10 protein-coding genes are annotated in these 14,945 nt (G+C 58.4%); 1 reads left to right on the top strand and 9 read right to left on the bottom strand.

The features are described from left to right. Positions 1-67: 67 nt before the first annotated feature. Entirely contained in the window at positions 68-1,063 is a 996-nt protein-coding gene (locus tag BM194_RS20835; protein WP_244890828.1) for a DUF2795 domain-containing protein, read from the bottom strand. A 219-nt stretch (positions 1,064-1,282) separates the two neighbouring features. Here BM194_RS20835 and dmeF point away from each other — a divergent pair, with 219 nt between their 5' ends. Further along, positions 1,283-2,224, top strand: a complete 942-nt coding sequence (gene dmeF / locus BM194_RS00470; RefSeq protein WP_092842679.1) for a CDF family Co(II)/Ni(II) efflux transporter DmeF — start codon at positions 1,283-1,285, stop codon at positions 2,222-2,224. Between the two features lie 51 nt (positions 2,225-2,275). Here the strand turns inward: dmeF and BM194_RS00465 are convergent, their stop codons facing one another. The 8 genes from BM194_RS00465 to BM194_RS00425 all read right to left on the bottom strand — a co-directional run bounded on the left by BM194_RS00465 (position 2,276) and on the right by BM194_RS00425 (position 14,889). Then, on the bottom strand, positions 2,276-3,190 hold the full coding sequence (locus BM194_RS00465) for an OmpA family protein (RefSeq protein ID WP_092842678.1): 915 nt from the start codon (positions 3,188-3,190) through the stop codon (positions 2,276-2,278). After that, complete coding sequence (locus BM194_RS00460) at positions 3,183-4,016, bottom strand: motility protein A (RefSeq protein WP_092842677.1); 834 nt, start codon at positions 4,014-4,016, stop codon at positions 3,183-3,185. Before BM194_RS00460 ends, BM194_RS00465 begins: the two co-directional genes overlap by 8 nt. Before the next feature lie 650 nt (positions 4,017-4,666). Then, a complete protein-coding gene (locus BM194_RS00450; RefSeq protein ID WP_092842675.1) occupies positions 4,667-5,359 on the bottom strand; it encodes a helix-turn-helix domain-containing protein in 693 nt (230 codons plus the stop codon). 634 nt (positions 5,360-5,993) lie between these two features. Next, a protein-coding gene (locus tag BM194_RS00445) for an IS630 family transposase (RefSeq protein WP_092842674.1) occupies positions 5,994-6,940 on the bottom strand; the annotation gives its coding sequence in 2 pieces (ribosomal slippage) (positions 5,994-6,574 and positions 6,574-6,940; 948 coding nt in all). A gap of 392 nt (positions 6,941-7,332) precedes the next feature. Next, on the bottom strand, positions 7,333-8,802 hold the full coding sequence (locus tag BM194_RS00440; protein WP_244890827.1) for an NAD(P)/FAD-dependent oxidoreductase: 1,470 nt from the start codon (positions 8,800-8,802) through the stop codon (positions 7,333-7,335). A 101-nt stretch (positions 8,803-8,903) separates the two neighbouring features. Next, the gene (locus BM194_RS00435; protein WP_092842673.1) at positions 8,904-9,311 is read right to left on the bottom strand and encodes a response regulator; all 408 of its coding nucleotides are present in this window, start codon (positions 9,309-9,311) and stop codon (positions 8,904-8,906) included. A gap of 48 nt (positions 9,312-9,359) precedes the next feature. Further along, on the bottom strand, positions 9,360-13,037 hold the full coding sequence (locus BM194_RS00430) for a chemotaxis protein CheB (protein WP_092842672.1): 3,678 nt from the start codon (positions 13,035-13,037) through the stop codon (positions 9,360-9,362). Between the two features lie 130 nt (positions 13,038-13,167). Continuing rightward, on the bottom strand, positions 13,168-14,889 hold the full coding sequence (locus BM194_RS00425; RefSeq protein WP_092842671.1) for an HD domain-containing phosphohydrolase: 1,722 nt from the start codon (positions 14,887-14,889) through the stop codon (positions 13,168-13,170). Positions 14,890-14,945 lie beyond the last annotated feature (56 nt).

Raw genomic sequence — 14,945 nt, 5'->3', positions numbered from 1 at the left:
CAGCTTACCTGTCCCGTTTCTGGGGGCTCCGGCCTTGCGGTGGCAGGTCGGTCGCTAAGTTGTGCCATCAGCGTATCTCCCCAAGCGCTTTCTGTACGTCGGCCATCGTCTCGTAACGTCGACCAGGAAGTTCATTCAGCACCTCGATGACTTCTTTCGCAGCCTGGTTGGCCTTGGCCTGCTTGATCAGGTCGGCTTTCGAGCAGGGAAAGCCCGTGCCCTTGAGGGCCTTGGTGATGCCGGCTGCCGAGGCCGTGGCGCTGGCTGCCTTGCCGCCGCGTTCACCGCCCTTGCTGCGATCGCCCTTGGGTTCGGTGATCTCGGGCTGCATGTGCGGTTCCGCAAGTTTGCCGGACTCCAGGGCGTCGGTTGGCCATTCCCGCTTCTTCAGGCCCAGCGTCTTGAACAGGTTCGGTTTGCCGGTAATCGTGACACCTTCCTCGCTCAGCTCTGCATGTGCGCCAATCATGAGAAACTGTGCGCTCTCGTAATCGAGCAGTTTGCCGTCATCGATATCGATCCAGCGCTTGTCAGCAAACTTATCCTGTAACCGTTTGGGATAGTTCGGCTTGGAATCAGGGAATCCGGGCACATCGATAGCGGGGTTGCGTACCGAGATTATATAGCTGGCCTCGGCCGGAATCCTCAACTCCTGCTGCGCCTTGCCGGGCTTTTCCGGGCTGAAAAGCCGGTAGGCCAGGCGCGAGCTATTATCACGCTCTAAGATCACATAGCGACCCTCGCCGGCAGGAATGGCCTCGCCCTGTTCCTGCTCGCCCCGGGTCTTGGTCTCGTATTCCATCGGAGCCAGCGCCTCGCCAATATCCTGCGGCTTGCCTGTCATGTCGTTCATCATCCACTCGCGCTGGGTGGATCGGGACTTGCCCTTGACGATGTCCGGCATGCGCTTCTTGCCTACCAGAAAGAGCCGGGCGTTCTGCGTATCGTCAGGCACCAGCACCACGTGCAGGCGCTGGATATCATCGAGGCTGTCGATCTTCTCGACATTGACCTTGGGACGATAGAAAAAATAGATATCGCCTTTTTCCACTGGATCGGTCATGGACCACCTCCCTGTGCGGAACACATGCTGGTGAATAAGCATCATTCTGGCGTAGCAGAAAGGGACTCCTCCTGCAAAACACGCTACCGCACAACATCCGGCGGATCGTCGCGAGAGGTCAATCCATCGTGTCGCGCTAAGCCATTCGGCGAGTCGCTATCCGTGTTGCACTATGCTGCCTAGACAGGACGTATCACGCTGCGTAATAACGGAAGGGCCATGCATACACATGACGTAAACGCTTGGAGGCACGACCACACTTTCGATCAGGACAAGTTCCACTCGGGGGAGCGACGGACCTTGATCGTGGTGTTCCTGACCTTGGTGACGATGTTCATCGAGATAGTCGCCGGGGTGGTGTATGGCTCGATGGCATTGCTGGCCGATGGCCTGCACATGGGCTCGCATGCCACGGCGCTGGGTATCGCAGCGTTCGCCTATGCCTATGCTCGCCGCCATGCCAGGGATCGTCGCTTCAGCTTTGGTACTGGCAAGGTCAATGCACTGGGAGGGTTCACCGGGGCAGTGCTGTTGGTTGGCTTTGCCGTTTACATGGGCATCGAGAGCGTCAACCGTTTCTTCAACCCGGTCGCCATCGTATTCGACAAGGCCATTCTGGTGGCCCTGGTCGGGCTGATCGTGAATGGCCTGTCAGCCTGGATACTCGGTGCGCATGATCATGCTCACGAGCATGGACATGAGCATCACCACCATGACCACAACCGTCGCTCTGCCTACTTCCATGTGCTGGCTGATGCCTTGACGTCCTTGCTGGCGATCTTCGCCCTGTTGGCGGCAAAATATCTGGGATGGCAATGGATGGACCCGATGATGGGGATCGTCGGCACAGTCCTCATCACCCGCTGGTCCTGGGGGTTGCTGCGAGATACCAGCCAGGTGTTACTCGATCGCCAAGCGCATGAACTCGATGATGAGGTGCGAAGCGTCATCGAAACTCATGCCAGCGACCGGATCAGCGATTTACATCTCTGGTCGATCGGGCCGGGTATCTACGCAGGTGTTATCGCCCTGGTTTCCAATGATCCGGCCCCACCTCACGTTTATCGAACCAGGCTGCAACAACGACTGCCTCAGCTCGTGCATGTCACTTTCGAGGTGGAGCCATGCCCGGGTCATTCCGGGCATGGTCTGCGAGGATGAGCCAGCCCCGTAACGTGGCTCTTGCTGTTCACCGAAGCCAGGAGAGCAACCTCACCGAGTCTCGTGAATGATCACTTCCACGCGGCGATTGGCTGCGCGTCCTGCCACAGTGTCGTTGCTGGCAATCGGCTGAGTGTCGGCATACCCGATGGCGCGCATCCGCGAGGCGTCGATGCCGGCTTCGCTCAGGTAGCGCAGGATCGAAGTCGCGCGCATGCTCGACAATTCCCAGTTCGACGGGAAGCGTGGCGTGTTGATCGGACGGCTATCGGAATGACCTTCCACCGAGATCGTGCCCTCCAGGTCGTTGAGCATCGTCACCAGACGCTGGATAACCTGGCGTCCTTCTTCCGTCAGGGCCGAGTCGGCGGAGTCGAACAGCAGGTGATCCTGGATACGCAGGGTGATGCCCTGCTTGATGCGCGACACCTCCACCCCCTCGATTGTCGGCAACGTGTTGGCTTCCTGGACGGCCTGGTCGATAGCGACGGCTGCCGCTACCGCCAGGGGATCGACGAGCGGCCTGGCTACGGCCAGTGCGGCGTCCACGGCAGTCTCGCTGATCGTTGGCAGTGTCACCACGGCAATGGCGGCTGCCTGTGCTTCGGCAGTGACTTCAGCCACCCTGACGACATCGACTGCTGCGGCGATGGCCGCTTCGTTGACCAAGGGTGGGGCTTCGGCGAGTGCGACCGAGTCGATTGCGGCCTGCACGGCCTCGTCGGCGAGCGCCGGTGCGGGTGGCACGCTGGCTGCCGTTTCGGTGGCGTTCACGGTGGCTGGAGGGCGCAGCAGATCGACCAGTCCGCTCGCCTGGCCCGAGACTGTCAGCAACAGCACGAACAAGGCGACCAGCAGGGTCATGATGTCCAGGTAGCTGACCATCCACCCATCGCTGTCGCGTTCTTCGGGATGAATGGCCAGCAGGGCATCGTGACGATGTCCGGAGGCGTGCCGATCAAGCATGGGTCATCGCCCCATTGCCACCGGGCGTCTTGTTGCCCAGGGACTTGTCCGGCGATACCTCGCGAATCTCGTCATGATAATTGGCCATGAACGAATTCAGCGTTTCTTCGATAAAGGAGGGCAGGCGGCGCTTGGACATCAGCGCGATGCCCTCGAGTACCATGTTCATGGCGATCAGGCGCTCCTCGGTGCGGCGCTCCAGCTTCACCGCAATCGGCTTGAAGACCAGGTTGGCCAGCAGGATGCCGTAGAAGGTGGTCAGCAGGGCAACGGCCATGCGCGGTCCGATCTCGGCCAGGTTGCTGGTGTTCATGATTTCCAGCATGTTGACCAGCCCCACCAGCGTGCCCAGCATGCCGAAGGCCGGCGCATAGCTGGCCATGGTGCGAAAGATATGCGCTTCGGCCAGTTCGCGGGCCTTGAGGCGGGCGATGCGCCAGCGCAGCAGGTCGATGATCTCCTCTTCCTTGGTATGGTCGATTACCAGTTGCACGCCAGTGCGCAGGAAGGGATTGCGAGTCCCCTGCAGCGCCTTCTCCACGGCCCTTACGTTGCCCTTGAACCACAGCCGCGACATGTCGACCAATTCCTTGATGTCGTCATTGACATAGCTGTCTTCGCGGCGGAAGACGATGCCCACCAGGCGTACCACGCGCAGCACCTCGCGAAGCGGGTAGCTGATGAAGGTAGCCGCAAGCGTACCGGTAACGACGATCGCCAGCCCGGGCAGGTTGACGAAACTCATCGACGACTCCGCGCTGAGCAGCAAGACACTGGCCAGCATGAGGCTACTGGCGACGATACCGATGAGGGTGGAAGGATTCATGCGGGGCCCCGAGTGGCTGCGATTTACTAAAGTAACGGCGATACCTGCCGATACTTTCGGTGAAGACCGATTTTCAAGGCTCTAGCATAGCCGTATCGGCTGGCGACAAAGCTTGGAAATACGCCCTCAGAAGGACTCAGTTCTTGGCGTGGTGGATTACGGCGCTCAATACAGGCGCCTCCAAGTTATATCGAAGAAGGCAATAAAAAGGCCAGTTTTGTTAAACGGGGTTGTTGTAAATAGACATTTGGGGTTGGTGGTTTTTTTATGTTTATTAAGCAGCGGTTATCAATATATTGCTTCGTGCGCATTAAATTTTTTTAGTGATATTTGTTGACCTAAGCCAGGTTTCGGCTTCGTAATCTATCCCAGACCAGTCGGTATTGAAACAGCAAATCATTACGGAGTCGTTGCGCCCAATGCAGGGGATGAGTCTGTTTCTCACTGTTTCCGCTCTATTGTTTGTCTTTATCAGGCAGTGCTGGTCCATTGCCCAGCAGTGATCATAAGATTCCAGGGTTTCGTAAAAAACGGCATAATCGTCATGCATTTTCAGATTATAGCATACGAGCAAAGTCTTCATTTTATTCTTGCCTCTTTTTCCCCGCTCACCATGGCGCTTCTGCAGTGGTCTGTTGTTGGAGTTGCGCTCATCGCTCAGACTCAGCAATTTCAACCAGTTTTTCGAAATCGGTTATAGAGTATTCATGGCCACGCGCCATCAATATTTTTTTATATTGAAAGCGGCTAACCAGCCGACTGGCAGTTTCAAAGGCCATGCACAGATAATTAGCAATCTCACAGCGTGTCATGGGAAGCCTGAAATTATAGGCAGAAAAACCCTGCGACCGAAAACTCGACGACATGGTCAAGAAAAAGCGAGCCAGACGAACGTCCGAGGAATGCATCAGCACGTACCGCATATGGTTACGTTCATGCTGCATGGCTCGGCTCAGGTAACATAACAATCTCAAAAAATTCTCTCGCGCTCCAGGAAATTCCTCGAGTCGAGAAAAAGGGATATGAATGATACCGGCAGTCTCTAGGGCTGTTACCTTACCCGAATACCTTCTGCTCTCGATTGCATCCAGCCCGATAACATTACCAGGGAGGAAGAAGTGTGTGACTTGTTCCCCTAAGCCCACGTCCCGGTAACTTTGTTTCAGCATCCCGCATCGCACGACATATAATCCATGGAAACGTTCGTTTTGCTTAACAAGTATTTTCTTTCGCCTAAGAGCAGGGAGCGTGCTGTAATCATCGAGGAGCGCATCAAAGTCCGGAAATTCGGTTAGGAAAGGTAACGTATCCTGTTTTGAGGGAGGGGCTTGTGTTAATCGCATGTTAAAATTCCTCTAGCCCCTTGTGTTACAGGCATGTCAGGTGAAATTAATTTAAGGTTATTCGTTTTTGTGATAAATAGCTAAAAGACACATGTTTCTAACCACTTGGATGCACAATAATTAGAAGAGGGTGGTATGGCTAAAAGGTGATAGTCGCGACGATGGCATTGAGGGCATGCCGGTAAAGAATGTTCTTTTTTAGCGTATACAATTATTTTACAAAAGCGACATCTGAAAAGACGTCTTTCCATGCTTGTCTCACTTGAATTGTATGGTTCTGTTTGCAAAGTAAATCCTCCTCTAACAGTGCATGAAGAAGGGTTGCGCCTCCATGAATTACTTTTTCGTTCCTTGAATAAAAAGGTAATGACAGTTGTAGTGACTAGTCTTCTAGTGAAAAAGTTTGCGATTAAATGCCAGTCTCCTCTACCAATAAGGGCATGCATTTCAAGCCTATACCTAGTTAAGAGATGTTTCAAAGTCTTATTGCAAAACAGACGAACCTACGTTGATGAGTCTGGGGCGGCTGAACTGGAGTAATAATGCGTGCGGAATAGCTTTTTTAGCTAATTTCAGGGATTTATTGGCAAGCTACGGCAATCCTCTGCGGGGCCACAGCACCGTTAGAGCGCTTTCATCCTGACCGGCCATAACCGCAATGAAGGATATAGCGCTCGCATTCGCTGACGGTAAACCGATCGAGTTGTGAGCCAACCGTCGACCAGAGCGTATCGACGGTCCGGGCAGCGGCGTTGCGCAGCAGTGTCTTCAGCTTCGCAAAGACCTGCTCGATAGGGTTGTAATCGGGGCTGTAAGGGGGGAGGTAGCGCAACTCGGCGCCCCGCGCTTCGATCGCGTCCCGCACGCCAGCGACCTTATGCGAGCCCAGGTTATCCATGACGACGATATCGCCATCACCCAGCGTCGGGGCCAATGCCTGTTCAACCCAGGCGCGGAAGGCTCGTCCGTTGATGGGTCCATCGAGAACCAGCGGGGTGACCAGTCCCTGGGTACGAAGCGCACAGAGAAAGGTGGTGGTCTTCCAGTGGCCGTAGGGGACGTAGCCGAGGCAACGTTGGCCGCGAGGCGAGCGACCCCGGCGAGGAGTTATGTGGGTACTGGCCCAGGTCTCATCGAGAAAGACCAGCCGCCGCGTATCGAGATAAGGCAGCTCAGCCGCCCAGGCGTGCCTTGCCTGGGTTACATCAGGACGTGTTGTTCGGCCGCGTGAACTGTTTTTTTCAAGGTGAGCCCCAGCCGGCGCAAGGTCTTCCACATTGTTGCCAGACATACCCGGCGGCCATGCTCATCCTCGACCCACTGGCATAACTGGGCCAGTGTCTGGTCAGGTGTCGCCGCCACCCGTTCGGCTAGGGCGGTTTCGAGACCACGGAGCCGGAAGGGAACATGGCTGCACTGGGGGCCCGCGGCAAGCAGGCCCCGTCGCTGCCGTGACCGTACCCGGGCCACATAGGATTCGCTTACGGAAAAGCGTGTGGCCACTTCACGCAGGGAACCGCTGGCCACCATGACCCGGTCACGTAGATCCTGCCCGTAGGCCTGCCCCCGTCGCCATCCCATAGAGCCTCCTCCCTGAGCGCTACCTCATGTGCCTTGTGTCATTTTGGTAGCCTGTTCCAGGTACTGCCAACGAGTCAGTTAAAATAAAACCGCTCTAGTGTGGTCATGAATCTCAAGCACAAGGGCTCCTCACAAGGGTACAAAGTCGGCAGGAATATTGGCTCGTCGAGGGTGACCATGACATTGACTGCAAGGTCGGGGAGTCGATGTGGTGAAATTGAAATCTGAGTTTGTAAAGAGAGTGAGACGGACATCTCTCGGCGCTTCTGCGTCGGCCAACGAGCGAGGGCCATCCCCGCGCCGAGTAAACCAAACAGCACACCGACACTTCCCTGCGCGCTCGTCGAACAGCAGCATGGCCTAGGCCACGGTCGTGGCCGGCGTCAGTGCGATCAATGCGGCAAGGGCAACCTGCTGAAACGGCAACCTGGGGCAGGACCGGTAGTGGCCTTGCCTACTCGATCACCGAAGCAAAGACATCGTTGATCTTGGTCAGTGCAGGCTTGATCAAGGGTACCGGCGTTTCCCGCTTCATCAACGCCTCTTCCGCCGTAGCTGCCGGTAATGGCCAGCGCAGCCAGCCAGCGCAGCGGTTCAGGCTCCCAACGCTTGATGATCCGCCGGTGGCTGGCATTGGCATAGGCCCACGGTTTGGCGGTGAATTCGGTCTCACGCTCGAGGATCAGATCGGCCAGCGTGCGGCCGAACAGGTGCGAGCCCGCCACGCCTTCACCGGCGTAGCCTCCCGCCGTGGCGATACCGGCCTGACGGTCGACGATGGCATGGGGGCGGAAGTTGCGCGACAGCCCCAGCGAACCACCCCAGCCATGCGTGATCTTCACCTCTTTCAGGATCGGAAAGAAGTCGCTCAGCAAGGCATGACGCATGCGAATTTCCGCCTCGGTGATCGCCTGGTCGTGCTTGGGGCGGGCGCCCAGGCGGTAGGTGCCGCGTGCGCCGAAAACCAGCCGACCGTCGGCGGAGCGGTGGCCGTAGGTGATGATGCGGCTGGCGTCGGCAAAGGCGGGGCGGCCGGCCATGCCGATTTCCTGCCAGACAGCGTCGGGTAAAGGCTCGGTGGCGATCACCATGCTCTGGACTGGGATGACGTGCTTCCTGAAATCATGGAAACGTTGGGCGTAGCCCTCGTTGGCACAGACGGTCATCGGCGCCTCGATCATGCCATGCGCGGTGGTAACGGTGTGGTGGTCGATGGCAATGGCCCGGCTATGCTCATGAATCGTCACGCCCAGTCGCTCGAGCGTCTCGGCCAGTCCATGGACCAACTTGGCGGGATTCACGGTAGCCACGTGGCGATGGAAGATACCGCCGTAGGCCTCGCGAAAACGCACCTTTTCCGACAGTTGATCGGCGTCCAGCCATTGGCAGGCGTCCTCGTCATGGCCGAGTTCGTGAAGATGGTGCAGATAGTCACGTTGAATGGCGATCTGGTCGCGGTAGCGGGCGGCGGCATAGACGGCCCCGCCCTTGTGGAAATCCGCTGCTATGCCCTCGCGGGCCAGCACGTCACCAAGTGCATCGACGTTGTCGGCCAGCAGCCGGCAACAGGCGCGCCGCGCTTCCAGCGGCAGGGTGCCGAGATGACGCTCCAGGCCGGCGAGGTTGCCGATGACCCAGCCGCCGTTGCGACCGGAGGCCCCATGGCCGACACGCTCGGCCTCGAGCACGGCAATGTCGAGGCTCGGCGCGAGGGTCTTCAAGTAGTAGGCCGTCCATAGACCGGTGAACCCGGCACCGACGATGACGACGTCAGCCTCTACCCGGCCTTCGAGACGTGGGCGTGGCGCAAGGCGCTCGGCAAGCGAGGATAACCAGAAGTTGTTGTACGAATCGTGAGTCATGGGCAACGCCAGTTGTCGCAGGGCCTTCTCGGCATGATGCCACAGCAGGTCATCTTGAGCGCCAACGGCAGCGAAACTTCATCTTCCGGTGTGTGCAGCCATCAATACTGCAATGCCTGGCTGAGGTAGCGCTCACCACGCAGCATCTGGCGGATGGCGTTAGGCAGCTCGTCCGGGTCACCCTTGAGGACGTAGCCACGCGCGCCCGCGGCCAACGCCTGCTCGGCATAGCGGCGTTCGCCATGGCCCGAAAGAATGGCGCACGGTAGCTCGGGGCGGCTGGCTCTCAGCGTGGCAATGAAATCGAGACCGCTCACGCCGGGCAGGGACAAATCCACGAGAACGAAATCCGGCGATGCCTCGTCAAGGTGCTGCAACGCATCCTCGCCCGAGTCGGCGGTATCGCAGACTTCCATGTCCTCTTCCAGTGAAAGGAATTCGCGCAACATCTCTTTCATGTAGGCATGATCTTCGACAACGAAGATGCGTGCCGGTGTGTCCATGTTCATGCAATATCGTCCTTGATAATTGACATATTCGTTACTCGTTCGGACGCTTCATGCTTTCCGTGCAGGTACCTTCACGAGTATAGAAGTCCCGTCGCCGGGAGTGCTGTCTATTTTCATGCTGCCCCCCAGTAAACCAAGCCGCTCGCGAATACTGATGAGCCCGAAGCCGGGTTGCTCGTGCTGCTTCGCTTCCATGGCGGCCAGGTCGAAGCCGTGCCCCGAGTCGCTGACGCGGATGCAGATGTAGTCTTCCGAATGATCCAGTTCGACACGAACCCGGTTTACCCCGGCATGCTTCTTGGCGTTGAACAGCAACTCCCGTACGACTTGGAAGAGCAACACGCGCAGGTCTTCGTCAGGCGTATAGGGCGGCGTCCGCGTTTGCAGTTCGACATCGAGATCATGAAGCTGCTTCATCTGGCGCTGCAGCCATTCGAGCGCCTCGGCCAGTCCCTCCTGCTTGAGGATGGGGGGGCTCAGGTCCACGGTAAGCTGACGGGTCGTCTCGATGGCTTCACCGATCCAGGCCAAGGTCGAGGCGAGTGTCTCTTTCGATTTCTCGGGGCCGGAAGCGCCTAGTTGCTCTTGAACCAGGCGCATCTTCATTTGCAGCCCATAGAGCAACTGTTGCAGATCATCATGAAGGACTTGCGAGACCCGGCGGCGCTCTTCCTGCTCGGCCATGGTCAGCTTCGAGGCCAGGTCACGGACTTCCTGGGTGCGTTCATTGATACGCGTTTCCAGGGTTTCGTTGAGATTCTTCAGCTTTTGCTCGGCAAGCTTCTGCTCATTAATGTCGATATTCATGCCGACCCAGCCGCGAATCATGCGGTCCGGGTTGCGCAGTGGGCTAGCCCGAACCTCGGTCCAGCGATACTGGCCGCTGGGAGCATGAAAAAGGCGGAATTCTATATGTAGTGGCTTGCCTGCTTTGACGGATTTTTGCCATTTTGCTTGTGCTCGCTGGCGATCATCGGCCTTGACGGCCTGAAGCCAGCCCCAGCCTTTGAATTGCTCGTGGGTCTGGCCCGTGTAAACACGCCAGGAAGGCGAATCTTCACTCACCGAACCATCGGCCTCGGTAGTCCAGATGATCTGGGCCGAGGTGTCCACGAGCACACGAAAGCGCTCCTCACTGGCTCGCAGATCCTCCTCAAACCGTTTGCGGTCGGTGATATCGATGAAGGTAATGACCACGCCGCTGATATAATCGTCGGAACTGCGATAGGGGCGGATGCGTGTCAGATACCAGCGTCCCAAGTCGTCCTGGATCTCGCGGCTGAGCGGGGCGAGTTCGTGCAGAACATGCTGGGCATCGTTGGTCAGCGAGGCATAGCCGAGCCGGTGCGTCAGGTCGGAGAGCGGCCGGCCGCGGTCGGCCACGCGGATGTTGAAGAGCGAGCCGACCTGGGGAGTAAAACGCTGGATACGCAACTCACGGTCCAGGAAAATCGTCGCGATGTCGGTGGCGGACAACAGGTTCTGCAGATCATTGGAGAGACGGCTGAGTTCCTCAACCTTGTGGCGGTTTTCCTGATTGACCGTGGCCAGTTCCTCATTCATCGACTGCAGTTCTTCCTTGGAGGTCTCGAGTTCCTCCATGGTCGAGCGCAACTCTTCGTTGGCGGACTGCAGTTCCTCGTTGGCTGCCTTCATTTCCTCCTGACTGGTCTCGTATTCTTCAACCACCGATTGCAGCCGCTGCTTGTTGAGATCCAGTTCGGCTTCGAGCTCCCTCGATGAGTGTTCGATATTGTCTTCCGCCGGTGGTCCGCCTTCGCGCACCGTTTCCTTGCGCTCCTCGAAAAGGATCAGTATCAGCCCCTGATCCTCCTGCCTCTCCGCAGGCCGGACATGCATGATCACGTGGCGCCATTCACCCTCCAGCATGAGCGGAATCGGCTTCGAGCGCACAGGTAGGGTATCCCTGTCGACAGCCACGATGGCGGCACGAAGTTCCAGGCGCAGTTCTTCACGGACCAGCTTGAAGACTTGTGATGTAGGCTCACCACCGGGGTGCACGAGGAAGCGCCCGGCATGCTCGGAAAAATGCACGACCTTGTGTTCGGGGTTGATCAGGATACTGGGAGGCGCATAGCGCTCGACCATCTTCTGGTGCAACTCGCCATAGGAGCGTTGTACCTGTACGGGAGCCTGATTGCTGTCGGGGGGGGGGCGCTGGTGGCTCTGGGGGCGGGGAAACACCGGCAAGTGCAAGGCATGCGTGGGCACGTTACGCTTGCGATACAAGCAGAACTGCTTGTTCTCAGTATAGAAGAGGTCGGAGCGGTCGGCGGTTTCCGAGGTGCCGAGCAGCAAGTGGCCGTCCGGTTTAAGCGCGTAGTGAAAGACCTCGATGACATCCTGCTGAATGTCGCGCTGCAGGTAGATCATGACATTGCGACAGGTGATCAAGTCGAGCTTGGAAAAGGGAGGGTCGCCCAACAAATTGTGCGGTGCAAAAACCACGATTTCCCGGACTTCCTTGCGGATCCGGTAGCCTCCGCTTTCCTGAGTGAAATAGCGCCGCAGCCGGCCTTCCGAGATATCGATTTCTATATCACCGGTATACAGGCCTTCACGAGCCGTCTGCAGGGAGTGCTCGTGCAGGTCCGAGGCGAAAACCTGCAACTGTGGCGGCGCGTCGTGGTTGGCGGCCGCTTCCAGCAACAAGATCGCCAGTGAATAGGCTTCTTCACCAGTGGCGCAGCCCACTGACCAGACACGCACCTGATCCTCTGGCCCCTTGCCTTGGAATATTTGGGGGAGCACGTCGCTTTCGAGTGTGTCAAAGGCTTCATTGTCCCGAAAGAAATTGGTGACCGTGATCAGGAACTCATCGGACAGCGCCCGGGTTTCCTCCGGGTTTTCACGCAGCAAGTCGAGATAGTGGCTCAGTTCTTCAACATGGTGCAGTTGCATGCGCCGCTGGATGCGGCGCATGACCGTGGAGCGTTTATAGCGGCTGAAGTCTCGGCCGGTACGGGCACGGATCTGTACGAAGATTTTCTGCAATGCATGCCGTTGCACCTCGTCCAGTTCCTCACCGTCCTGCGGCACCTGAATACGCGGGCGGGTATGGGCATAACGCAGGATCTCGCCGGGGATTTCGTCGATGGGCAGTACCTTGTCTATTATACGGGTAGAGATGGCGCTTTGTGGCATACCATCGAATTCCGCCTCGTTGGGATCCTGCACGATCGTCAGACCGCCGCGGCCCTTGATCTCCTTGATGCCCAGCGTACCGTCGGATCCGGTCCCGGTGAGAATCACGCCGATGGAGTCGCCATCGTGGGTCTCGGCTAACGTGCGGAGAAAATGGTCGATGGGGGCGCGATCGCGACGTTTCTCTTCTAGTTCAGTTAACCGCAGATGAGTATCGATGGTATTGAGGTTGCGGCCCGGAGGGATCACATACACATGATCTGCCAGCAGAGGCACGGTGTCGGTCACCTGCTGTACTGGCATGCTGGTCGACGGCTGCAATAAATCGGCCAGATGGCTCTTGTACTCCGGCGACAAGTGCATGACCACGACGAAGGACAGGCCGGAATGTGCGGGGACGCGTTCGAAAAATCGTTTTAGCGCGGCCAGTCCCCCCGCGGAGGCGCCGATGCCGACCACAGTTGTCGGCTTTTCACCGTGATTGGTACCGATCTGCACGACTCTCGATTCGCCCTGAGACTTCCCGGTCGGCCTGGCACTGGTGGGATTGTCATCTTTCATGGTTCGTCTTTCCTTGGTCTGACCGGGTAAGCACTGAACGCTCCATAATCAGCCATCGGTAAAGGAAATACTAGGGACCGAAGACAGAGGTCTTGGGCCAACCTGAGGTTGCCGTTGGGTTGAATGACGGTTAGAAGGGGGCCAATCGATAGGCTTCGGGCCTGACCAATTTATTGACTTGCCCCAGTTGGCCGAAATCGACTCTGGACAGGATGTGATTCATGGCAAGTTCGCTGCGTGACGTGTTCCTGACCACGCGGACGCGGCAGGGCTGGCCGGACTCGTCGAGCTCCATGACCCAGGCCAGGTAGCCATGGCTGAACCTGACCAGGCTGCCGATGGGGTAGAAACCGTGGCGCTGCACGTAGCGGGTCACCCAGTGCTTGTCGAAACGGTCGGGGCGGTTGTAGAGATACCGGTAGGCTTCGATCGCGGTCTTGGCCGGACGGTCGCCACGTGGGCGCGTCATCGCATCGAGTACGTCGACGACCGCCGCCATGCGGGCGATGGCCGATAGCGACTCGGCACGATAGCCGTGGGGGTAGCCCGATCCGTCGAGGCGTTCATTGATGCAGCCGATGATGTTGTGACGCAGGGAGGTGTCGATCCCCTCCAGCGGCGCCAGACGATCCAGCAATAGCACGACATGCTCGCGCAGGCGTTCGCGCTGCGCGTCATCCAGCGCCCCTTCCAGGCTGTGCAACGACTCGTCCAGCAGCAGGACCTTGCCCATGTCATGCAGCAGGGCGGCGGCGACGGCGGCTCGGGCGCGTGAGGCGTACTCCGGCTCGGCCAGCATCAGGTCGCCGAGCTTGGCTGCCACGTTGATGGAATGCTGGATCCATTGTGGCTCGCTGCCCAGACACGCCAGCGCATAGAGGCACTGCTGGCGGCGTTGTGTCAGTAGACGCAGCAGCGTATCGGCACAGCCGAGCATGGCATCGCTCGATATCGGCTGGTCGTTCTTCAGGGCAAGCAGGGTGATGTGCAATTGACGTGCGACTTCGCGTAGGGTGCGCACCAGTGGCGTACTTTCGGTCAGGTCGCGTTGCCGCTGGGCCTGGCGACGGCTGCGCAGCGGCGTTTGGAAGAGCGGCGATGGTCGGGCAAGGCGTCCACCGTGGCCACTGCGGTAGGCGGCTTCGTGTTCGGCCTCGTTGACATAATGCACCAGGCGGTTCTGGCGCTCGGGGGACAGGTTGTGAAATGCGATGCCCACCGCCGCGTTGTGAGTGCGTCCGGCCGGTCCGACATGACGGACGGTGCCCGAGGCAATGAATTTCTCGCCGTTGGGGAATTCGAAGCCCACCGTGGGCAGGGTATCGCCGACCTTGAAGAAGGGACTGTCGGCGAAGGGGACTTCCATCAGGCAGCCGCCTGCCGACAGGTTGCGTAACTCCCCGGCTACCGGGGGCTGCGTGGGCAACACGGCGGCGTAGGCCCTGGTGTGCATGCCCTGGATGAAGGGGATACGCAGGCTGCGGCGTTTCGAGGTCGTGTAGAGGGCGCGTGGCAGGCGGCACTCGATTGTCAGGCAATCGCCATCGCGACAGACGTCGAGCGGAGCCAAATTTTTGAAGTGCAGCGTGTCGGAGAGGCTTTCCGCTCTCAGTGTCAGGGCCTGCTCGCCAATTTCCGCGGCGTTGAGACTCTGGGCGTCGGTCAGCGTCAGGGTAAGCTGGCGCCGCTCGGGATCGACGACGGAAAGCCGCACCGGAAAGGCGGTAGGGGCGTTGTCGAGAGTGACAGTGAGCGAGTGGGTCGCGTTGCCCAGGCTATCGACGACATCGGCGATATGCGCGGCGTCGGTAATCTCGACCTGGCGTGGCCGTTCCTGCGTATTGAGTTCCATGGCATGGCCTGTCTTTCGTGCCGTCACCCCATGTGATCGGCGATATCCCGTTATCG

Origin of the sequence: Modicisalibacter xianhensis (assembly GCF_900113605.1) — a bacterium.
Lineage (GTDB): Bacteria > Pseudomonadota > Gammaproteobacteria > Pseudomonadales > Halomonadaceae > Modicisalibacter > Modicisalibacter xianhensis.
The sequence above is the reverse complement of the archived record's forward strand: the minus strand, read 5'-3'. Positions and strand labels throughout refer to the sequence as shown.

Bases quoted from the DNA above. Each gene is read 5' to 3' on its own strand.
- BM194_RS20835 (WP_244890828.1), bottom strand. From the start codon at position 1,063: ATGACCGATCCAGTGGAAAAAGGCGATATCTATTTTTTCTATCGTCCC.
- dmeF (WP_092842679.1), top strand. From the start codon at position 1,283: ATGCATACACATGACGTAAACGCTTGGAGGCACGACCACACTTTCGAT.
- BM194_RS00465 (WP_092842678.1), bottom strand. From the start codon at position 3,190: ATGCTTGATCGGCACGCCTCCGGACATCGTCACGATGCCCTGCTGGCC.
- BM194_RS00460 (WP_092842677.1), bottom strand. From the start codon at position 4,016: ATGAATCCTTCCACCCTCATCGGTATCGTCGCCAGTAGCCTCATGCTG.
- BM194_RS00450 (WP_092842675.1), bottom strand. From the start codon at position 5,359: ATGCGATTAACACAAGCCCCTCCCTCAAAACAGGATACGTTACCTTTC.
- BM194_RS00440 (WP_244890827.1), bottom strand. From the start codon at position 8,802: ATGACTCACGATTCGTACAACAACTTCTGGTTATCCTCGCTTGCCGAG.
- BM194_RS00435 (WP_092842673.1), bottom strand. From the start codon at position 9,311: ATGAACATGGACACACCGGCACGCATCTTCGTTGTCGAAGATCATGCC.
- BM194_RS00430 (WP_092842672.1), bottom strand. From the start codon at position 13,037: ATGAAAGATGACAATCCCACCAGTGCCAGGCCGACCGGGAAGTCTCAG.
- BM194_RS00425 (WP_092842671.1), bottom strand. From the start codon at position 14,889: ATGGAACTCAATACGCAGGAACGGCCACGCCAGGTCGAGATTACCGAC.